A 20,103-nucleotide genomic window follows, 5' to 3' on the forward strand; every position below is an offset into this window, starting at 1 on the left:
TAAAGTGACTTAAGGTGGTGAGTAAATGGTTGATTTCAGTGATAAACGACCAAACCCTGATGATATTTTAGAAGATTTATCTTCGAATTTAGAAAATGGAAAAGGCCGTCTTGAAATCTTTTTTGGATATGCAGCAGGGGTCGGGAAAACCTATGCTATGCTTGATGATGCCCAAGAACAAATGAAGAGCGGCGTTGATGTCCTGGTTGGTTATATAGAACAACATACCCGTCCAGAAACGATTCAACTATTGAGTGGATTACCTGTTTTGCCACCAAAGATTATAGAGTATCGAAATATTCAACTAAAAGAGTTTGACTTGGATGCAGCCCTTAAAAGAAAGCCAAAATTAATTCTGGTGGATGAGTTGGCTCATACAAATGCTCCCGGCGTGCGGAATAAAAAACGATATCAAGATGTCGAAGAACTTCTTAATGCCGGAATTGATGTTTTTACAACCGTTAATGTCCAGCATCTAGAGAGTTTAAATGATATTGTAGAAAACATTACCCGTATTAGTGTACAGGAAACCATACCAGATTATATTTTTAATAATGCCGATAAAATCAAACTGATTGATATTGAACCTGAAGAACTTCTGAATCGATTTGAGAGTGGAAAAATTTACCGTCAGGAACGTACTGAAAAAGCACTTGAAAACTTTTTCACGAAAGAAAACTTGCGTCTTTTGCGTGAGATCGCTATGCGGAAAGTTGCAAACAGAATTAGTTATGCGAATCAGAATGAACCGCATTTGTCTCCCAAAATGGCGAATATCAAACTATTGGTTTGTATCAGTGCTTCGCCATCCTCAACCAAATGTATCCGTTGGACAGAAAGAACGGCCGAAGCTTTTCATGCTCCATGGACAGCTGTTTATGTTGAAACCATGGAAAGTGATTATTTTACTGATTTGGAAAAGCAAAGCATCCGTGATAATTTAGCTTTAGCAGAGCGATTAGGAGCAGAAATTGTTACGCTTAACGGTTATGATATTGCGACTGTGATTGCAGAATATGCAAGACTTTCAGGAATTACAAATATTGTCATCGGAAAAAGCAGAAATAAAAAAACAATTGGTAATTTATTTAAATCAAGTCTTGAGGATCAGCTTATCGAAATGTTGGCAAGTATCGAAATCCATATTATTCCGGGCAATATGCCCAGACATAGTACATCACAATACAAACGACGTAGAATGCGAATTGGAAAAAATTTATATTTATCCTGGCAGGATGCATTTAAAACGGTGGGATTATTAATGATTGCAACCCTTTTTTCATGGGGAATCAATACTTTAAATATTGGCAATCAAAATATTATTATGGTCTACATCTTATCAGTACAAGTCATTTCAAGAATAACCATGGGTTATGTTTATGGTATTGCGGCATCGGTATTAAGTGTTTTAACATTTAATTTCTTTTTTACAGTACCTTATTTTACATTTCATTCAATACAAAAAGGCTATCCTATTACCTTTTTTATTATGTTGCTTGTTGCTTTAATAACCAGTGCTCTAACGGTTCGCATTAAAACTCATGTACGACTTGCTGTTGAAAAAGAACATCGTACCGAAATTCTTTATGAGATCAATAAAAAGTTGTTGGCATCAAATGATCTTGACGGAACTGTGATGTTGGTTAATGAATATATGGTGAAAGTTTTCGGAAGATCGTCAATTCTTTATACACAAGACCCTGTAAACAGTTTAACTGAGAACTTTTTGCAGTCACCGTCAGACCCCGATGCCTCATTTTTATTATCAAAAGACGAGCGAGCTGTGGCGCATTGGGTATTTATGAATAAAAAAAGTGCTGGAGCAGGTTCTGATACACTTATGGGTGCTGGAGCTTTTTATATGCCGATCGTTTCTTCAAGTAAAGTATTGGGAGTCATTGGTTTATCGTGTGCAAACGGAAAGTTAAATCAAAATAACCGTTTGTTTTTGCGTGTGATTGCTTCACAGGTGGAGATTGCTTTAGAACGGCATGTTCTTTCTAATGAACAACGACGGATGACCATTGAATCTGAAAAAGAAAAAATGAGAAGTAATCTTCTTCGTGCGATCTCTCATGATTTGCGGACGCCGCTTACCGGAATATTAGGGGCGAGCTCAACGATTTTAGAAAATGGAATAAATTTGGATGATGAAACCAATAAAGCGTTGATTTTAAATATTAAGGAAGAGTCACAGTGGCTCATACGGATGGTAGAAAATCTTTTATCTGTAACACGGATTAATCAAGAGCCAATGAATGTCACAAAAACACCAGAGGCCGCTGAAGAAATCCTTGCAGAAGCTTGCAGTCATATTCATAAATGGTTTCCCATTCGAAAAATATCGGTAAAAGTCCCGGACGATCTTTTGATGGTACCCATGGAAGGAACCTTAATTGAACAAGTCATCATTAATCTTCTCGAAAATGCAATAAAACATTCGCCAGAAGACTCAATTATTAAAGTAGAAGCAAAGAAATTAGGGAATAATGCAGTATTTGAAGTGAGTGACAACGGGTCAGGTATAAGTGATGAGGAGTTCCCCAATTTATTTGAGGAATATGTCCATCAAAAAAAACGAAGCGCAGATTCATCCCGAGGAATGGGAATAGGCTTATCAATTTGCAAATCCATCATCAAAGCGCATAATGGAAAAATAGATGCCGAAAACAAAAAAAACGGTGGGGCAGTGTTTCGATTTACACTGCCATTAGAAGAAAGTGAAGATAATGGATAATAAATCAGTAATATTAATAGTTGAAGATGAAGAAGGCATTGCAAACTTTATATCAGCTATATTGAAAGCAAATGATTATAAAGTAATAAAGACAGCTAAAGGCAAAGAAGCCATTTCTATGACAGCATCCTACTCGCCAGATTTAATTTTATTGGATTTAGGGTTACCGGATATGGATGGGGTGGACGTACTAAAAACGATTAGAGAGTGGTCAACTATACCGATTGTTGTCGTATCGGCACGGGGATATGAACGTGAAAAGGTTGAAGCACTTGATTTAGGTGCAGATGATTATATTACAAAACCATTTGGAACGTCAGAGCTCCTTGCCAGGATAAGGACGGGAATTCGTCATAGCAAAAAGTATCCCAATGAAAATTCAGGAGATATCAGTAAAACTTCTGTTGGTGAGCTTGAAATTGATTATAATAAAAGACTGGTGTCTATTTCCCAAAAAGCTATTCATCTTACTCCAATTGAATATAAAATCATCGTATTATTGTCCAAACATATTGGAAAAGTACTGACCCATGATTTTATTATTAAAGAAGTTTGGGGACCTTATACAAATGAAATACAGACGCTGCGTGTTAATATGGCAAACATCCGTAGAAAACTTGAAGAAAACCCAGCTGAACCCAAATATATTGTTACCCAGGTTGGTGTTGGTTATCGTATGGTAGAGGAATTGGAACAATAAAACAAGGATATACTAAAACAAATTAACCAATAAAATAAAAGCGGGAGGTCAATATCTATGAAAATACTAATTCCAATTGATGGTTCGATTGCATCGATTAACGCATTAAAAAAAGCGATTGAAATAGCAAAGAGCTATAATTTTTCAATAAAACTAATTTCTGTTGTTGATATCAATAATCTACCAAATTATAGTAGAAATGATAAATTCTGGCGTCAAGTGGATGGGTCCATTATTACTCAGGATGCAAAAATGCCAAAGGAGAATGAAGCAGTAACAAAAATGAAAGATAATGCCACTGAATTATTGGAAGATATTGTTTCAGAATTTGATTTAGCCGGTATTAGTGTGGAAAAAGCTGTCTTAGTTGGTGAGCCATCTTTAAAAATTTTAGAAACCGCTAAAAATGAAAAATTTGATTTGATTGTAATGGGAAATAGAGGGTTCTCGAAAATAAAACGTTTTTTTATAGGTTCTGTTACCCAAAGAGTAATTTCAGAGGCGCCATGTCCTGTATTGGCAATTCATGAAGATGTTGTGGATTAATTATTCCAAGTACAACTCAATTTATGCCGATTTTGCAGAAATAATTGTGGAGTTGGCTTTAGATTTTTTGTATAGCAATCTGATTTTTGAAAATATAAGAATAGTATAGAAAGTAACGACGGATATATATAAATAAAGTGTAACTTAAAAAAATGACGATATTTGCTAAAATAGCATAAAGTATTTCTTGAATATGACGATAATATAATATGAAATAGAAAATGAAGTATGGAAAAACAAAATGTAGAAATAAAACAATGAAAGGGATAAAAAAAAGCAGAAAAAGGTAGTAGTTATTCGACATGATGAAATGTAAAATGTTGGTATTTGGAATAGAATTTATATGTCAAGGAGAAGAAAAATGAGAGATTGTAAGGGATTGTTAACAAAAATGCTTTTGACTATTGGGGTTCCCGCTGTGCTTATATTTATTATTGTAATAGGTATATCATTTAGCAGCATTAATCAGGATCAAATGATATTAACCTCTGTATTGGGATTGGTTGCCATGATCTTCGCAATCTTTTTAGCAGTTAAGGGATTTACAAACAAAATATCTAAACTTGTCGAAGAGGCTAATCGGATTGCAGACGGCGATGTTGAGAAAGAATTTAACATGCCGACCAAAGTTTCTCATGACGAATTGGGGGGACTTACTTTGGCGATTGCAACCATCTCTGAGAATATCAATTCCTATGCCATTGCAGCAAAAGAGATAGCAGCTGGGAATCTGTCGATTGAAATACAACCGATTTCAGAGAAAGATTTGCTTGGAGTAAGTTTGGTAGGAATCAGAAATTCAGTTAAACGCCTTGAAACAGATACCTCAAAGCTTTTTGAGTTTGCAAAACAGGGCATTTTTGACAAGAAAGATGATGGCACTGGGCTTTTGGGCGATTACAAAATGGCAATCAATAATGTCAACCAAACCATGAATACCATTGTTGATAAGATGATGTGGTATGAAGAAATTCTTGACGCGATTCCATTCCCGGTTCACGTTATCGACAATAATATGAACTGGATTTTTCTGAATAAACCATTTGCAGATTTAATGATTGCCAATGGTGTCATCAAGGATCGGGATGACGCTTGCGGTAAAGCCTGTTGCAGTGCGAATGCCACAATCTGCAATACCGATGGCTGTGGAATCAAACGATTGGTTGAGCATGGCTTGACCGAGAGTCATTTTGAATGGGTAGGCAAAAACTTCAAACAGGATACCGCCTATCTTAAAAATAAAAATGGAGAGAAAATCGGATTTGTTGAAATCGTAACCGATATGACAGCCATAATAAGCTTGGCAAACTATACAAATACAGAATTAGACCGATTAGAAAATAATTTAACATGCTTGGCAGAAGGTGATTTAAACTTTGATCTTAATATTGGAGAAGCAGACGAATATACTTCGGATAGAAGTGAACAATTCAAAGGGATTGGAAGAGACCTATCTGAAGTAAAAAAATCAATTGGGAACTTAATTGAAGATGCCACCTTTATTACCAATGCTGTTAAAAATGGACAACTGGACTCAAAAGCTGATGATACAAAATTCAAAGGATCCTGGAAAACACTCATCGGTGATATGAATAATATTCTGGTAGAAATTGAAAAACCGCTTCAGGAAGTTTCAGATGTAATGAATGAAATGTCCAATGGCAATTTACAGGTTAACGTTAATGGCGCCTATGAAGGTAAATTCGATGAACTAAAACAGGCAGTTAATTTTACTGTCAGTCATTTAAATATGATTGTTACCGAAATAGCGACGGTAACGGGTGAAATTGGGAATGGAAATCTCAATATTGAAAATGTTAGGGTATATAAGGGCGACTATATCGGTATATCCAATGCATTGAATGCAATCATTGAGTCGCTAAATTCTTTACTTGGTGATATAAATGATGCTGCTGAACAGGTAACTGCCGGCTCAAATCAAGTGTCGGATGGCAGCCAGGCTTTAGCCCAGGGTTCAACAGAACAGGCAAGTTCAATACAGGAATTGACAGCATCTATTACAGAAATTGCAGATGAGACCAAAAACAATGCAGTAAATGCAAATCAGGCCAAAGAATTGGCGACCGTTGTCCATGATAATGCTGAAATAGGCAATACACAAATGATAGAAATGCAAAATTCAATGGTGGACATTAATACGTCATCAAAAGATATCTCGAAAATAATAAAAGTCATTGATGATATTGCATTCCAGACAAATATTCTGGCATTAAATGCGGCGGTTGAAGCTGCGAGGGCAGGTCAGCATGGCAAGGGTTTTGCAGTGGTAGCAGAAGAAGTTCGAACACTGGCAGCGCGAAGCGCAGAAGCCGCTAAGGAAACAACTTTGTTAATTGAAGGTTCAATTGCCAAAGCTCAGGCGGGTACAAAAATAGCAGACGAAACAGCGGTAGCACTATCTGAAATAGTAGACGGCATCGAAAAAGTAACCAATTTGGTTGGCAACATTGCAGAAGCTTCAAATGAACAGGCAACCGGAATTGCACAGATTGACACAGGAATTGAACAGGTTGCACAGGTTGTTCAACAAAACTCGGCAACAGCGGAAGAAAGTGCAGCTGCAAGCGAAGAACTGTCCAGCCAGGCAGAAATGCTAAAAGAAATGATTGGTCGATTCCAACTAAGAAGAGGATAAGAATTTAAATAGAAGGAGAATCAATATGACCGAAAACGTCGTAGAAAAAGACTATTTGGAAGAAGATACCCAACATGGCAGATTTTTAACTTTTGCTTTAGAGGAAGAAGTATTCGGTATTGAGATAAAATATGTGACTGAAATCATTGGAATGCAGTCAATTACGAAGGTTCCAGAGGTGCCACCGCATATAAAAGGAATCATAAATTTAAGAGGGAAAATAATTCCTGTCATTGATGTTCGTCTGCAATTTGGGAAAGAACCAGTGGATTATAATGATCGAACCTGTATTATTGTCATCGATATCGACGCAGTATCGGTAGGATTAATTGTAGATAGTGTCGATGAAGTAATAACCATTGAAGATGAAGAAATCTCAGCTCCGCCATCAAGTAAATCCGGTTTTGAAAATCGTTTTATTAAAGGAATAGGGAAATCTGGAGGAAAGGTTCAATTACTTCTTGATTGTGCGAGTTTGTTAAAAAGCGATGAAATGGAAATAGCCAATGATCTTCTAGAATAATTGAGCAGCGTATTTTGAAGAAAGAAAACACAAAATTATTTACAATGCTAAAAATAATGAAATGTCCCTAAATTTAGAGAATTGATTTTAATAGTTTCTATCAATTCAGTTATAAAAAGAACTCCATTTTCACAGATGATTCGCTTATATTCATCAGGAATTGGAGCTCTTTTTTTTCTATTCGCCAAAGTAATGAGTCAGAATTCAATTACTTGGTGAATTGAATAGCAGTGTTTATTTTGTTGTTTTAATTAATGTGAGTATTAAGCTTTAGTGTCTCGTTTGTTCAGTAAAACTGCCAAGCCCATAAGAGACAGAAGTGCTAAACCAGCTACCATTGCATCAGTTGCTGAAGTATCGACACCTGTTTTTGGATTAGAAGAAGCGGTTTTATGATGATTGAAATGCTGGAAACCTTGATGATGGCAGCAATCAAGGAATAGACTGGATGCTGAGGTATCTACATACCCATAACAAGGATTGATATAGATACCTTCTCCGCCATAAATGGCTAGAGGATTAGTCCCGCCTGTTGCAGCTAGGTCAAGAATACCATGGTTAATTACAAGCCAGCTAGCTGCAGATACAGCTGTGGCTACACCAGTAATTGTGTTGGAACGAACGGTAGTTTTTCCGCCGTTAAACACGATATCATCTGAGGCTCCGATACCTGTGCTTGTCCCAGATGTGGAGCTTGTAAGAACATCAGTTTTTCCGCCGTTGACGACTAGATCACCGTAAGCATACATACCATAAGCGCCTTGAGTTCCGGTATTGATTGCTGAAACGTCAATATTTCCGCCGTTGACGGTTAAATCATTCGACATAATACCAACAGCTGTTAAATCGCCAGCATTTCCGACTGCGGTAACATCATATTTACCACTGTCGATAACCAGATCACCGGTAACATTAATGCCGCCGCCTAATGTGGTAGCTGTTGGCTGTCCTTCAGCTATCAGTTTACCGGTGCCGCTTAAGTTTAAATCACCATCAACACTAACGGCAAAACCATTATCTGTTTTCAGTGTGTTTGTGCCAAGAAGTACGATCGCAAAATTATCGCCCATCAATTGGGCCAATAGCGATTTTCCGGTAAAATTGTTTAGTGTCAATGCATTGGTTACCGTATTATAGGCGTATCCTTCACCCGAGTTGGTGGCAAGGATATTAATCTCTGATCCGTCAGTTTTGTACAAAGCCATAAAAGGAATCGCAGTTACTTGAATGTTTTGTTCTGTAACAATGGGTGCTTGAACTACGGCAACTACCGGTTGTTCTGCAACAACGGGAGCTTGGACTGTAGTGACTGCCGGTTGTTCTGCAACAACGGGTGTTTCAACAATTTTATCGGCTGTAACAACAGGTTCTGTAGTAGCTGTTTTATCGGCTGCTACATCAGTTGTCGTAGTGGTAGCTGTTACATCAGCTTTTTTTGTCGTAGAAACTGTTGTATCTGTAGTAGTTGCAGTAGCCGCCGCCACTGTTCCGGTTGTTACTACCTCCAATGCAGCCACGTTACTGTTATTTGCAACCGTTGTAGTTTCTTCACCACTTGCGGCCAAGGCAGAGACGGGAACAAGCATAAACATCATGGCCATAACCATCAACAACGACATCAATTTGGACATTTTTCTCTTGGACATTTTTATCACTTTACTATTCCTCCCTTTCTGAATCGTTTGCATTTTTTTGAACCAACTCTATTCTGACTGGAATTTAGACCTCCTTTCTTTGAAATCATAGCATTGTGTAAAACAACTGTATTTTAATTTCAATGCTACATTGATTATTAATTACCCGTAATAAAAAATATTATTCAAATTATTCTAAAAATTTATCAATAAGGTAATATTATTTTAAGTTATAAAAAAAAGATCTCCATGTCTCTGATAAACCCATCAGAAGTTGGCGTTTTTTTTTATGTGCCTTTGTTTTAAATATAACGTATTTTTAAGATTTTACATCTCGTTTGCGCACTGCAAATGCCAGTTCCATAAGCTCAATCCGTATAAGCATAAACAAGAAATCTGTCTATGCTTATACTATACGAGAATATTATAGAATCTAGGATTTATATTAATGATTCAGTTTAAAATTTGAGGTAAGAAAGGACTTTATAAATAACAAACATCTGAATATAAAGTGTCGTTTCAAAGGGAAAACTAGTCTAAATAATTATAAAAAATTCTGTCCCAGTTCATTCATTATATTAGGAAGGCCAAAACTTATAAAAAGATCCATAAGGCCGTTCCAATAAGGAGGATAAAAATCGTTTCCCTTGGATTGAAAGGTTTGGAGATCTTCAAATTTAATGGTAAGATCCCAGCCAAAAGCATGGGAAGAACCTACTTCGCCATAGTCTAATTCCCAGTCAATAATATTGAGTTTGTAAAAATCTTTCAAAAAGCGGGAACAATCTTCCTGGTTGAAGTAAAGCTCAGGAAGATCAGGATAATAACATTGAAAAGGGCCTTCAAAAGTAGCCCCAGATGTGGTTTTATAAAAAGTTATTGTTTGGCTGACTGTCCCTGTTTTATAGGTGTTTACATCAATTCGAATGGTGGACTTTTCTAAATGGCGATAGTCCCTGCCAAAGTTTTTTTTACAGTGGTTGCAATGATAGAATGGATTTGTTAATAGCGAGGTATCGTCTTGATTTCTTATTTTCCGAGAAACATCAGTATATAAAGCTTTTGAATCAAAGTTTACAATGGTGTTTTCACTACCACATTTTGGGCAAATGATTGGGTTCATAGAATCCTCCTTAATAGAATGATTGAAATAGGTACTATAATAAAGAATATTTCATCTTTTATGCACATAAAGACTAAAAAAATAGATGACATGTTAAAGTCAGACAGTGAAAAATCTGAGTGGCTATTGGATGGGATGAAGGCAATGCAGCGGACACCTTCAGCAATTAATCAGCAACCAGACCAATTTATTAAAAAATGGTAAACTCAACGGTTTCGTTATATTAAAGCTGGGTTGCGAAATGATTGATTTAGGTATAGCTAAACTTAATTTTGAAATCGGCTCAGACAACATTGGCAAATGGAGATGGGGAAATGGTGGAGAATTTATTCTAAAATAATCAGATTTTCAAAGTGGCTATTCTCTTCTTTTGCGTTTAATACTATCATTAATAACACTGGAATATTCCCTGGAAACCAAATAGCTAAGGACATAAGCAACAATGAACCCAGGTATTAAAACTGGACTCATATAAAGAAGTGAAGTCCATGAAAAAGTAAACATATTGAAAAAACAGCCTTGAAAAAATACAACAATATAACAAATAAGCACACGTATTATAACCTCCAAGAAAACAGAAGAAACATCAAAATGTTCTTCAATATTTTTTGAAATAACCATAAATATTGCGATGGTTAGGCACATATTCATATAATTTTTTATCACAAGGGTAGACTGCATCCTCCATATAGATAAACGTTTTGTTATCTGCAGTATCAAAATAATATATCTCTTCCAATGGAATGGCTATCGCTACACCATCTTTTTTTGCTGTGACCGAAAATGAAAACAGTCTGATTTGTTCAATCAACCGTTTTAAACGATCATCCATCAAGCTACAGGTTATTTTAATTTCGGTTTCACTATAAATTAAGGATTGCTCAATCAATAACTTCAAATTCATACTCCTTTCACAGAAAGCAATACAATTTTATCAGTAAACCGAGAACTATTGCAAGCATTATGAAATATTTTATAAAATGGTCTGAACTTATTGCTAAATATCCAACAGATATCTGATCACAAATACATAGTGATAATTACTGAGAAGTGCAAATATTAGTTTAAATTTGGCTCTTTCTTGATACATTTAACAATGCTAATACTAAAAATATAATAGTGGATCCAGCAAGAACGAGAATATGTGTGGTGGCAGTTGCAGTGAAGTCTCCATAGGTATAAGTGATCCCCATCAAATTACTAAATTTGGTGCTATAAGTTTCGGGAATTCCTGCAAAGCTAGTTGCCATGGGGCCTTCCATCATCACTTGTCGAATCAATGCTCCGGCATGAGAAACCGGGAAGAGCTTAACTGCCCATTGAACACCGTCTGGTAAAGTTCCGATGGGAAGATAGATCCCAGTAAGGAACCCGATAAGAGTCCCAATAATCGTGCTGGCAGTTGCAAATGCACTGTTGCTGGTAAAAAAGCTGACAATAAAAAACACCAATGAACTTGACATCATGACAGAAAGCAAAATAGCACCAAACACCTTTATAGTTTCAAAAAATGAAAGAAGTTCACCTCCAGAAAAAACAATATAGGCTTCTCCAAGACCAAAAGCAAGAAGGCTCATCAGTAGACCAACTAAATAAGCACTCAAAATATATCCACCCATAATTGTACTTCGTTTAATCGGCGAAGCATAAAAATCCTTGCTATTTTTTCGCACTCTATCATCTACCATTGTACCAAAAGCTCCCATGGTGGTAGTAATTGCTGTAATAGAAATAATACCCGCCATGATCCAACTGTTCATAAGCGTTTTGATCTCAGGCAAATCGACATAATTTTGTGTCCAAACATCGCCTAAAAAAACAACATATAAACCAATGATGACAAATACCCCTAAAAGGGAAAAGAAAACCGAACTTTTCTGTCGAAAAAAGATTTTTAGATTACGTTGCGCAAGATTAAGCATCATACTCACCTCCTGTAATGTTCAAAAATACATCCTCCATGGATCCATGTATTACTTCAAAACTTTCCAAAAATGGTTTGGCTTTATTTAAAATTGGAATAGAATCCATAGTTTCAGAAATATCAGCAATGATTAGCCCATTTTTTTCTTGATAATGAAATTGGGCTTCATTCAACAAATCTTTAATCTTATCAACATCTTTAGGTTTCATTCGCATGGTATCCGAACTGTGCTTTTCCTGTAAGTTGTAAGGTGTTCCTTTGGCGACGATCTCACCATGGTTGATGATGATAATAAAATCTGCAGTGGCTGCCTCCTCCATATAATGGGTGGTGAGAAAAATTGTCATTCCTGTTTTCTTTTGAAGGTCATAAATTGTTTTCCAGACGCTTTCTTTTGTTTTTGGATCAAGTCCAGTTGTTGGCTCATCTAGAAATAGAATTTTCGGCGTATTAACCAAGGCTCGTGCAATATCGGCTCTTCGCCGTTGTCCTCCTGATAATTTTCCATAAGGTCGATTTATAAATTCCGTAACATTTGCAATGACGCCAACTTTTTCCACCGTTTCTATAATTTGGGATTTCGACATTTTATAAAATCGAGCCCGAGTAATCAGGTTTTCCTGAACGGTTAAAAGCGGATCAAGGACACTTTCCTGAAAAACAACCCCGATACTATTCCGTATGGCAGCATCTTCTTTTCCAAGGACATGGCCATCAATCATAATTTCACCGCAATCTGGTTTTAATAAAGTACATAATATATCAATGGTTGTCGATTTGCCTGCTCCATTTGGGCCTAAAAATGCAAAGAGCTTTCCTTTCTCAACATAAAAATCAATTCCTTTGACTGCTTGGAGTTCTCCAAACCGCTTCTTTAAATCTTTAACAATAATAATATTTTTCATATCACCTCTCCTTTTAATGGTTCTATTATATCAGCTTGTTTTTTCTTTTCAATACCTGATGAAGTAAGATGACAAATAGTTGCGGTGAAGTGACGAAAAAGAATAAGAAAAAAGCAGAGAAGACATCCTCGGCTAAAAACGGAGCTTAATTTACTACTGTATCAGGAATATTTATTGACTACATAGTCGTAAAAAGACGTTTCAGGAATAGACTTGTACCGTTGAGTGTTGTAAATAAAATAAAAATGCCGTATTATTTTCTTGTCATCAAGGATAATCAAAGTATTATTTTCAAGGTGATCCTTTAATACATTTTCAAAAAAATAACCAATGCCTGTTCCTGAAAGAATGAGTTCTTTTACCATCTCATTACTATCACATTCCATAAAAGTATTAATACGCTCCATTTTTAATAGGTTCAGGTGTTTCTTTACCTCTTGTAATGTAGCGGATCCTTTAGTTCTTAACACAAAGTTTTGATCTTTGATTTTTTCCGGGTGATTAATCAGAAAACTATATTTTTTCTTAACGCCTACCAATACCATATTGGAAGTGGCGATTTCCAAACTTTCGATATTTGGAATGTCTTTCTTGATTCCTACAAAGCCAAAATTATAGATACCATTCTTTACATTATAATAAACATCCTGACTATGAGTAGATTTTATACTGTAAGTAATATGTTCACAAAAGCTTGAATGTTCATTAAGTAGTTCCGGTAAAATATAATGAGCAGGATAATTGCTGGAAATCAAGTCTATATGACCAGAAGAGTTGTTGATTTCATTTTTAAATTCACGCAGTAGCTCATGGTTTTCGGTTAATATATTTAACGCACAGCAATATAGCTTTTTACCTTCTCGAGTCGGTATTGTTTTATTATCTTGTCTTTGTGTTAATACCACACCATAATACTCTTCTAAGGTTTTTATCTGTTTCGTAACAGCTGGTTGAGTCAGATATAATTCTTCCGCAGCATTTGAAATACTTTGAAGTTGTATTACTTTAACAAATGTATTTAAGTATGCTAATCTCATAAGTCACCTCAGGTTAAATTATTTATATTAATGATATCATAAATTTGCAATTGTTTTTAATAAATTGATAAAAAAGATACAGAATAAATTGTAGAAGCGCAAACATTTCGCAAATGGTTTTCCACCCCGGTATGTTTTGCTGGTTTGAGCTGTTTTAATAAACTTGAATTTTCTTATGGAATTTATAATATACCAATAAAAAAGTTGACAATTAAGCACATCAGAGTATAATTGTTTCAATAGGAGTAAGTATTCACTCCGGTAGGAGAAAGCTATGGAAAAATCATTGATAAAAAGAAGAGAAAGTATTATTGTATCTACAATCGAAACATTAAATGAAGTCGGCCTCCAAAATTTGTCAACAAAATTGATAGCAAAACGTGAAGGCGTATCGGAAGGGACGCTCTTTAGACATTTTAAAAACAAAACCGAACTTATATTAGCAGTTATTGATCAATTTAGTCAATTTGATGACGCCATAATGGAAACATGCAAGAGAAATAAGCTTTCTTCTTTGGAAACAATCAAATATTTTTTTAACGCTTACGCTGAATATTATGAAAACTACCCTGAAATAACGGTAATCATACAATCCTATGATAGCTTAATGTGTGATATAGAATTATATGAAAAAGTAAGTGGTATTATCAATAAACGATCCAGCTTTATTTTTGAGACATTAAAAGAAGCTCAAAAAAATGGAACCATTCGGTCAAGCGTCGATGCTCAGTTGCTCGGAGATATTCTATCAGGCGCTAGTAGTGAGCTTTGTTTGAAATGGCGAATGACTAAATTTAATTTTTCAATTAAAAACAAATCTTTAGAAATGATTGATGTGATATTAAATGCATTTATAGAAAAAACGACTTGAGGAGGTGATTACTTTGGCATCACAATATGTAAATGATCCAATGCTGGAAGTATTTATATTCGAAACTTCTCAGCAACTGGAACAAGTGGAACAATCTGTTCTTGAAACAGAAACATTGGAAACTTATCCAACAGATACGATCAATGAAATATTTAGAATTATGCATACCATCAAAAGCTCAGCTGCGATGATGCTTTTTAACAATATTTCAATATTATCGCATACCACAGAAGATCTATTTTATTTTATCAGGGAAGATAAGCCACAGAACATTGATATGATCATGCTTTCTGATCTTGTTCTTGAAAGCATAGATTTCATGAAACTGGAAATGGGAAAAATAAAAAATGGGGATAAAGCTGATGGTGATCCCCAAATCATAATTGGAAAAATTAAAGAACATTTATCGATTTTGAAAGAAGTGAACAATTTAACCGATTCAGCAAAAACAAACGATGAACCAGTGAAAGAACAGTATTATATCACTTCAAACCGATTATCAAAATCGATTGACAAGAAGACCTATAAAGTCATAGTAACTTTTGATGAGGATTGCGGAATGGAAAACATTCGTGCTTTTACGGTTATTCACAACTTGAAAGATATAACTGATGAAATCAAGAGCATTCCCGAGGATGTCATCAATGATGTCGATAGTGTCGAGATTATAAAAAAAGACGGTTTTATTATCTTTATTAAAACGGATGAGTCTGAGGAAAAACTTCAAACTTTCTTCAAAACGATGGCGTTTATAGAAAATGTGGATCTTCAAGAATTCGATAATGTTGCAGAAAATGAGAACGCCGGGAATAAGATTTTATTAGATGAAAATGAAATAAAAATTCCCCAAATAAAAGAAGCTAAATCGGTATCGGAAAATGAAATTCAGTCTACCAATAGTCATCAGAGTCAAAGTATGATATCAGTCAGTGTTGAAAAGCTGGACCGGCTAATGAATTTGGTTGGTGAAATGGTTATTTCTGAATCTATGGTTACACAGAATCCTGATCTTAAAGGCCTGGTTCTGAATAATTTTAATAAATCTGCAAGACAGTTAAAAAAAATCACCGATGAACTCCAGGATATGGTAATGTCTATCAGAATGGTTCCGCTGGGGCCTACTTTCATTAAAATGAACAGAATCGTTAGGGATATCAGTAAAAAACTGAATAAAGATATTGCTCTGAATATTCAGGGTGAAGATACTGAAGTTGATAAAAATATCATTGAACAAATAAGCGATCCACTCATGCATCTTGTGCGAAATTCCGCTGATCATGGAATTGAAGCCCCGGAGATACGCTTTTTACAGGGAAAACAAAAAACAGGAACCATTACTTTGGAGGCGAAAAATGCTGGGGGTGAAGTTTTAATCATTATCAAAGATGATGGGAAAGGCTTAAATAAAGAAGGAATCATGAAAAAAGCAATGGAAAATGGATTGGTTGGTGAAGAACTGGAAGCGATGAGTGACCAGGATATATTTAATCTGATTTTTCTTCCGGGATTTTCCACCAAAGAATTGGTAACTGAGTTCTCCGGCAGAGGCGTCGGGATGGATGTGGTCGCTAAGAATATTGAGAGTATCGGAGGTAATATCCTGGTTGAAAGCATTGAAGGAAAAGGCACAACCATTACACTTAAGATACCACTGACTCTGGCTATTATTGAGGGTATGAATATCCGGGTGGGTCAATCCTGTTACACCCTTCCCATAATGGCAATTAAGGAAACCTTTATACCAAAAGCAAATGAAATCTTTAAAGATCCAAACAACCACGAAATGATCATGATTCGAGGTCAGTGCTATCCGATCCTGCGATTGCATGAATGTTTTAAAATTAAAACCGGTGCAAACAATATTGAAGAAGGCATTCTCATCATGCTGGAAGGCGAGAGTCAGACATTCTGTATCTTTGCAGACGAACTTATGGGAGAACAGGAGGTTGTTGTAAAGAACTTGCCTAAATACATCAGCAGTATGAAAAAGATTAACGGACTGGCAGGATGCACACTATTGGGAGATGGCAATATCAGCTTAATTCTTGATGTCAACGGATTAAGCTCAAAAAGCAGAATGATCAACTAAATGTAAATTTGATATAAGGAGACAGTGAAATGTCAAATGTGATTGAAGAATTTGAAGACGAATTTGAAGATGATGAAGATATCGACGAAGGAAAGTTTTTAACATTTACAGTGGGTGATGAATCTTATGGTTTGGAAATTATTTATGTCACTGAGATACTCGGCATCCAAAAAATAACGGAAGTTCCAGAATTGCCAGAATATGTTAGAGGAATTGTCAGTCTTCGGGGGCAAATTATACCCGTTATTGATATAAGATTGAAATTCAAAAAACCATTTAGAGAATATGATGAAAAAACATGTATTATTGTTGTAGAAATTCAAGATATTTCAGTCGGTATCATTGTTGATGCCGTTTTAGAGGTTGTTACCATCCAGACTGAGGAAATTGTACCGCCTCCAGATATAAATGAAGGATACGGTAGAAAATATATCAGAGGAATTGGTGTCATTTCAAATGAAGTCAAGTTGCTTCTGGACTGCAATAAATTACTAAATAATGATGAAATTCAAGACTTGGAACAACAAAGGATTGACATGTAAATATGATTTTATATGGACCAAATAAAAATTTATTGGAGGAAATTAAAAATGAGATATTTTAAAAATTTAAAGTTAAAAGAGAAACTGTTTGCATGCTTCCTGCTTTTTGCAGCAATGACCGGAGTGGTTGGTCTATTTGGCATTTATAGCATGTATACAATTAATGCCCGAGTCGGAAATATGGTATCAGCTGACAATACAGTGAATTTTAATTTTTACTTCATTATTATGATTGTCATCATGATTCTAGGCATAGCATTAGCACTAATTATTGGTTCAATGGTAGCCAAGACAATTAGTCAACCATTAAATTTACTCGTTGCATCCGCCGAAAAAATTGCTGACGGCGATTTGGATGTTGATATCCATATCACTTCAAATGATGAGATTGGCGCGTTAGAAAGAGCATTTCAAAAAATGACCGATCACATTAACGATATTATGACAAGCATCGATTCTGCTGCGATACAGGTGGCTGCAGGATCAAAACAGATTGCGGATTCGAGTATGGGTCTCTCTCAGGGAGCAACCGAACAAGCGAGTTCCATTGAACAATTGACGGCCTCAATTGAAGAAATTTCATCTCATACAAAACTTAATGCGGATAATGCTGTTGAAGCCAATGAACTTGCGGAACGTACGAAGGAAGAAGCGGTTCAAGGAAATATTGAAATGAATGCGATGCTAAAATCAATGGAAGAAATAAATGAATCTTCAACAAATATTTCCAAAATTATTAAAGTAATTGAGGAAATTGCTTTCCAAACGAATATACTTGCGCTAAATGCAGCAGTTGAAGCAGCCAGAGCACGACAGCATGGAAAAGGCTTTGCCGTCGTTGCTGAAGAAGTTAGAAACTTGGCAGCCCGTTCAGCAGATGCAGCTAAAGAAACAACCGCAATGATTGAAGGATCCATTAAAAAAGTAGATGTGGGGACAAAAATTGCAACAAAAACAGCGACATCACTAAATAAGATTGTGGACGATATAACCAAAGTATCGGATATTGTCGGAAATATTGCAACGGCTTCTAATGAACAGGCGATTGGAATTTCCCAAATTAATCAAGGAATTATGCAAGTCTCAGAAGTGGTTCAAATGAATTCGGCTACTTCAGAAGAAAGCGCTGCAGCCAGTGAAGAATTATCAAGTCAGGCTGAATTATTACGTGAACAGGCAGAACGGTTTAAGCTCAAAAAAGCAACAAATTATTCTTATAGTAGTACCGATAAGTCAAAGTTGGAACTTGAACAAATGCTCAGAGATTTAAATGAAAACAACAACTCTAATAGGAATAACCGTTTAATTCAGCCGAGTTTTCAGACAGATGAAACGATCAACAATCCAACGCATATTTTTTTAAACGACAACGAATTTGGAAAGTACTAAAATCATATTTATTTTATATTCATCTATATAGTTGAATAGACTTAAATCAGGTTTTGAGGAATATGATATGGTTTCAATTACAGAAAATGAATTTAAGGAATTAGCCGGATATATAAAAAGTAACTATGGTATTCATTTAAATGATGAAAAGAAAAACTTGGTGACAGGACGGCTTCACAATGTTCTTTTTGAAAATAATTGCGGAAATTTCTCAGAGTTCTTCGATTTATTGAAAACCGACAAATCAGGAAGAATAGTGAACACACTGGTTAATAAAATAACGACCAATTATACTTACTTCATGAGAGAGTCTGATCATTTCAAATATTTTCAAGATAAGGTTTTACCATATCTTAAAAATACGGTAAGTGATCATGATTTACGAATATGGAGTGCCGGTTGTTCTTCTGGGGAAGAACCCTATACGTTGGCAATGATCATTGATAAGTATTTTAATCTGGAAAGAGCGACTTGGAATACAAAAGTATTGGCAACAGACATTTCAGAAGATATTCTTATAAAAGCAAAAAAAGGACAGTATTCCAAAGAACAGGTGGTTTCTTTACCAATTGACTTTAGAATGAATTATTTTAAAAAATTTGACAGCAAAAATGATGCGATTATTGAACGATTGAAGGATGAAATTATTTTCAGAAAATTGAATCTCATGAACAGCAGCTTCCCTTTTAAGAAAAAGTTCCATGTCATATTCTGCAGAAATGTTATGATCTATTTTGATAATAAAACTAAAATGGAATTGGTCAATAAATTTTACGAATATATGGAGCCGGGAGGAACTTTATTTATTGGACATGCTGAATCTTTAAATCGTGAACAGACAAAGTTCGAATATATTTTACCGGCCATATACAGAAAACCTTAGCATATGAGAACAATATTAATCATTGCAACCGCAAATAAAAAGGTGATAAAATGAATAGAATTATTGGCATTGGAGAAATGACTATTTCAAATGATATTAACGATACCATCAAAACATTCGCCTTAGCTTCCTGCGTGGGTATTACCGCATACTCTGCCGTGCGAAGAGTGGGAGGCCTGATCCATATAGCTTTACCAAACCCTTCAAGCATTGAAGAGATTGATGCCAGACGCTGCTTCTATGCTTCAACCGGAATTCCGTTTTTCATAAAAAGAATGTGTCAAGAATACGGATGCAGTAAAGGCGAGTTAATCATAAATATATTTGGCGGCGCTAACTCCATCATGAAGAGTGATGCATTTTATGTTGGAAGAAGGAACATCGAAATGACAAATAAAATTTTAAATGAATTAAACTTAAAAATTCATTTTTCTGAAACGGGCGGGAATGTCAGCAGAACAGTTGAACTGGATGTTGCTACTGGGGAAATCAATATTTGGCATCAAAATATTATTATCTAAGAATTAAAACTGTCAGTGAACAT

Annotated in this window: 17 protein-coding genes; 11 read left to right on the plus strand and 6 right to left on the minus strand. The window is 35.4% G+C overall.

The window, feature by feature from the left end:
- Nucleotides 1-25 precede the first annotated feature (25 nt).
- From FZC41_RS08885 to FZC41_RS08905, 5 genes are all read left to right on the plus strand, one after another.
- Entirely contained in the window at nucleotides 26-2,737 is a 2,712-nt protein-coding gene (locus tag FZC41_RS08885; protein WP_148567050.1) for a sensor histidine kinase, read from the plus strand.
- Nucleotides 2,730-3,437 (plus strand): response regulator, encoded by a 708-nt coding sequence (locus tag FZC41_RS08890; protein WP_148567051.1) that lies wholly within the window; start codon nucleotides 2,730-2,732, stop codon nucleotides 3,435-3,437. Before FZC41_RS08885 ends, FZC41_RS08890 begins: the two co-directional genes overlap by 8 nt.
- Before the next feature lie 57 nt (nucleotides 3,438-3,494).
- Nucleotides 3,495-3,983 (plus strand): universal stress protein, encoded by a 489-nt coding sequence (locus FZC41_RS08895; RefSeq protein ID WP_148567052.1) that lies wholly within the window; start codon nucleotides 3,495-3,497, stop codon nucleotides 3,981-3,983.
- Nucleotides 3,984-4,344: 361 nt separating this feature from the next.
- Nucleotides 4,345-6,639: a methyl-accepting chemotaxis protein gene (locus FZC41_RS08900; protein WP_148567053.1), complete on the plus strand. Its 2,295-nt coding sequence runs from the start codon at nucleotides 4,345-4,347 to the stop codon at nucleotides 6,637-6,639.
- Between the two features lie 25 nt (nucleotides 6,640-6,664).
- Nucleotides 6,665-7,162, plus strand: a complete 498-nt coding sequence (locus tag FZC41_RS08905; RefSeq protein ID WP_148567054.1) for a chemotaxis protein CheW — start codon at nucleotides 6,665-6,667, stop codon at nucleotides 7,160-7,162.
- Between the two features lie 263 nt (nucleotides 7,163-7,425).
- Here FZC41_RS08905 and FZC41_RS08910 read toward each other — a convergent pair whose 3' ends face one another.
- From FZC41_RS08910 to FZC41_RS08940, 6 genes are all read right to left on the minus strand, one after another.
- Complete coding sequence (locus FZC41_RS08910) at nucleotides 7,426-8,808, minus strand: LPXTG cell wall anchor domain-containing protein (RefSeq protein WP_243136686.1); 1,383 nt, start codon at nucleotides 8,806-8,808, stop codon at nucleotides 7,426-7,428.
- Between the two features lie 532 nt (nucleotides 8,809-9,340).
- Nucleotides 9,341-9,919: a hypothetical protein gene (locus FZC41_RS08915; protein WP_148567056.1), complete on the minus strand. Its 579-nt coding sequence runs from the start codon at nucleotides 9,917-9,919 to the stop codon at nucleotides 9,341-9,343.
- Between the two features lie 598 nt (nucleotides 9,920-10,517).
- Complete coding sequence (locus FZC41_RS08925) at nucleotides 10,518-10,817, minus strand: LytTR family DNA-binding domain-containing protein (RefSeq protein WP_148567058.1); 300 nt, start codon at nucleotides 10,815-10,817, stop codon at nucleotides 10,518-10,520.
- Nucleotides 10,818-10,983: 166 nt separating this feature from the next.
- Nucleotides 10,984-11,844, minus strand: coding sequence for an ABC transporter permease (locus FZC41_RS08930; RefSeq protein WP_243136681.1), 861 nt, complete (start codon nucleotides 11,842-11,844; stop codon nucleotides 10,984-10,986).
- Entirely contained in the window at nucleotides 11,834-12,748 is a 915-nt protein-coding gene (locus tag FZC41_RS08935; protein ID WP_148567059.1) for an ABC transporter ATP-binding protein, read from the minus strand. Before FZC41_RS08935 ends, FZC41_RS08930 begins: the two co-directional genes overlap by 11 nt.
- 161 nt (nucleotides 12,749-12,909) lie before the next feature.
- A complete protein-coding gene (locus tag FZC41_RS08940) occupies nucleotides 12,910-13,785 on the minus strand; it encodes a LysR family transcriptional regulator (protein ID WP_148567060.1) in 876 nt (291 codons plus the stop codon).
- A gap of 274 nt (nucleotides 13,786-14,059) precedes the next feature.
- Here FZC41_RS08940 and FZC41_RS08945 point away from each other — a divergent pair, with 274 nt between their 5' ends.
- From FZC41_RS08945 to FZC41_RS08970, 6 genes are all read left to right on the plus strand, one after another.
- Nucleotides 14,060-14,656: a TetR/AcrR family transcriptional regulator gene (locus FZC41_RS08945; protein WP_148567061.1), complete on the plus strand. Its 597-nt coding sequence runs from the start codon at nucleotides 14,060-14,062 to the stop codon at nucleotides 14,654-14,656.
- Nucleotides 14,657-14,669: 13 nt separating this feature from the next.
- Nucleotides 14,670-16,745 carry a chemotaxis protein CheA gene (locus FZC41_RS08950; RefSeq protein ID WP_148567062.1) on the plus strand — a complete coding sequence of 692 codons (2,076 nt, stop codon included), beginning with the start codon at nucleotides 14,670-14,672 and terminating at the stop codon, nucleotides 16,743-16,745.
- A gap of 29 nt (nucleotides 16,746-16,774) precedes the next feature.
- Nucleotides 16,775-17,287 carry a chemotaxis protein CheW gene (locus tag FZC41_RS08955; RefSeq protein ID WP_148567063.1) on the plus strand — a complete coding sequence of 171 codons (513 nt, stop codon included), beginning with the start codon at nucleotides 16,775-16,777 and terminating at the stop codon, nucleotides 17,285-17,287.
- A 48-nt stretch (nucleotides 17,288-17,335) separates the two neighbouring features.
- Nucleotides 17,336-18,676 carry a HAMP domain-containing methyl-accepting chemotaxis protein gene (locus FZC41_RS08960; RefSeq protein ID WP_148567064.1) on the plus strand — a complete coding sequence of 447 codons (1,341 nt, stop codon included), beginning with the start codon at nucleotides 17,336-17,338 and terminating at the stop codon, nucleotides 18,674-18,676.
- A gap of 67 nt (nucleotides 18,677-18,743) precedes the next feature.
- Complete coding sequence (locus FZC41_RS08965) at nucleotides 18,744-19,559, plus strand: CheR family methyltransferase (protein ID WP_148567065.1); 816 nt, start codon at nucleotides 18,744-18,746, stop codon at nucleotides 19,557-19,559.
- 50 nt (nucleotides 19,560-19,609) lie between these two features.
- The gene (locus tag FZC41_RS08970; protein ID WP_148567066.1) at nucleotides 19,610-20,080 is read left to right on the plus strand and encodes a chemotaxis protein CheD; all 471 of its coding nucleotides are present in this window, start codon (nucleotides 19,610-19,612) and stop codon (nucleotides 20,078-20,080) included.
- The last annotated feature ends 23 nt before the right edge of the window (nucleotides 20,081-20,103 follow it).

It is taken from the genome of Acetobacterium paludosum (assembly GCF_008086595.1).
Classification (GTDB): domain Bacteria; phylum Bacillota; class Clostridia; order Eubacteriales; family Eubacteriaceae; genus Acetobacterium; species Acetobacterium paludosum.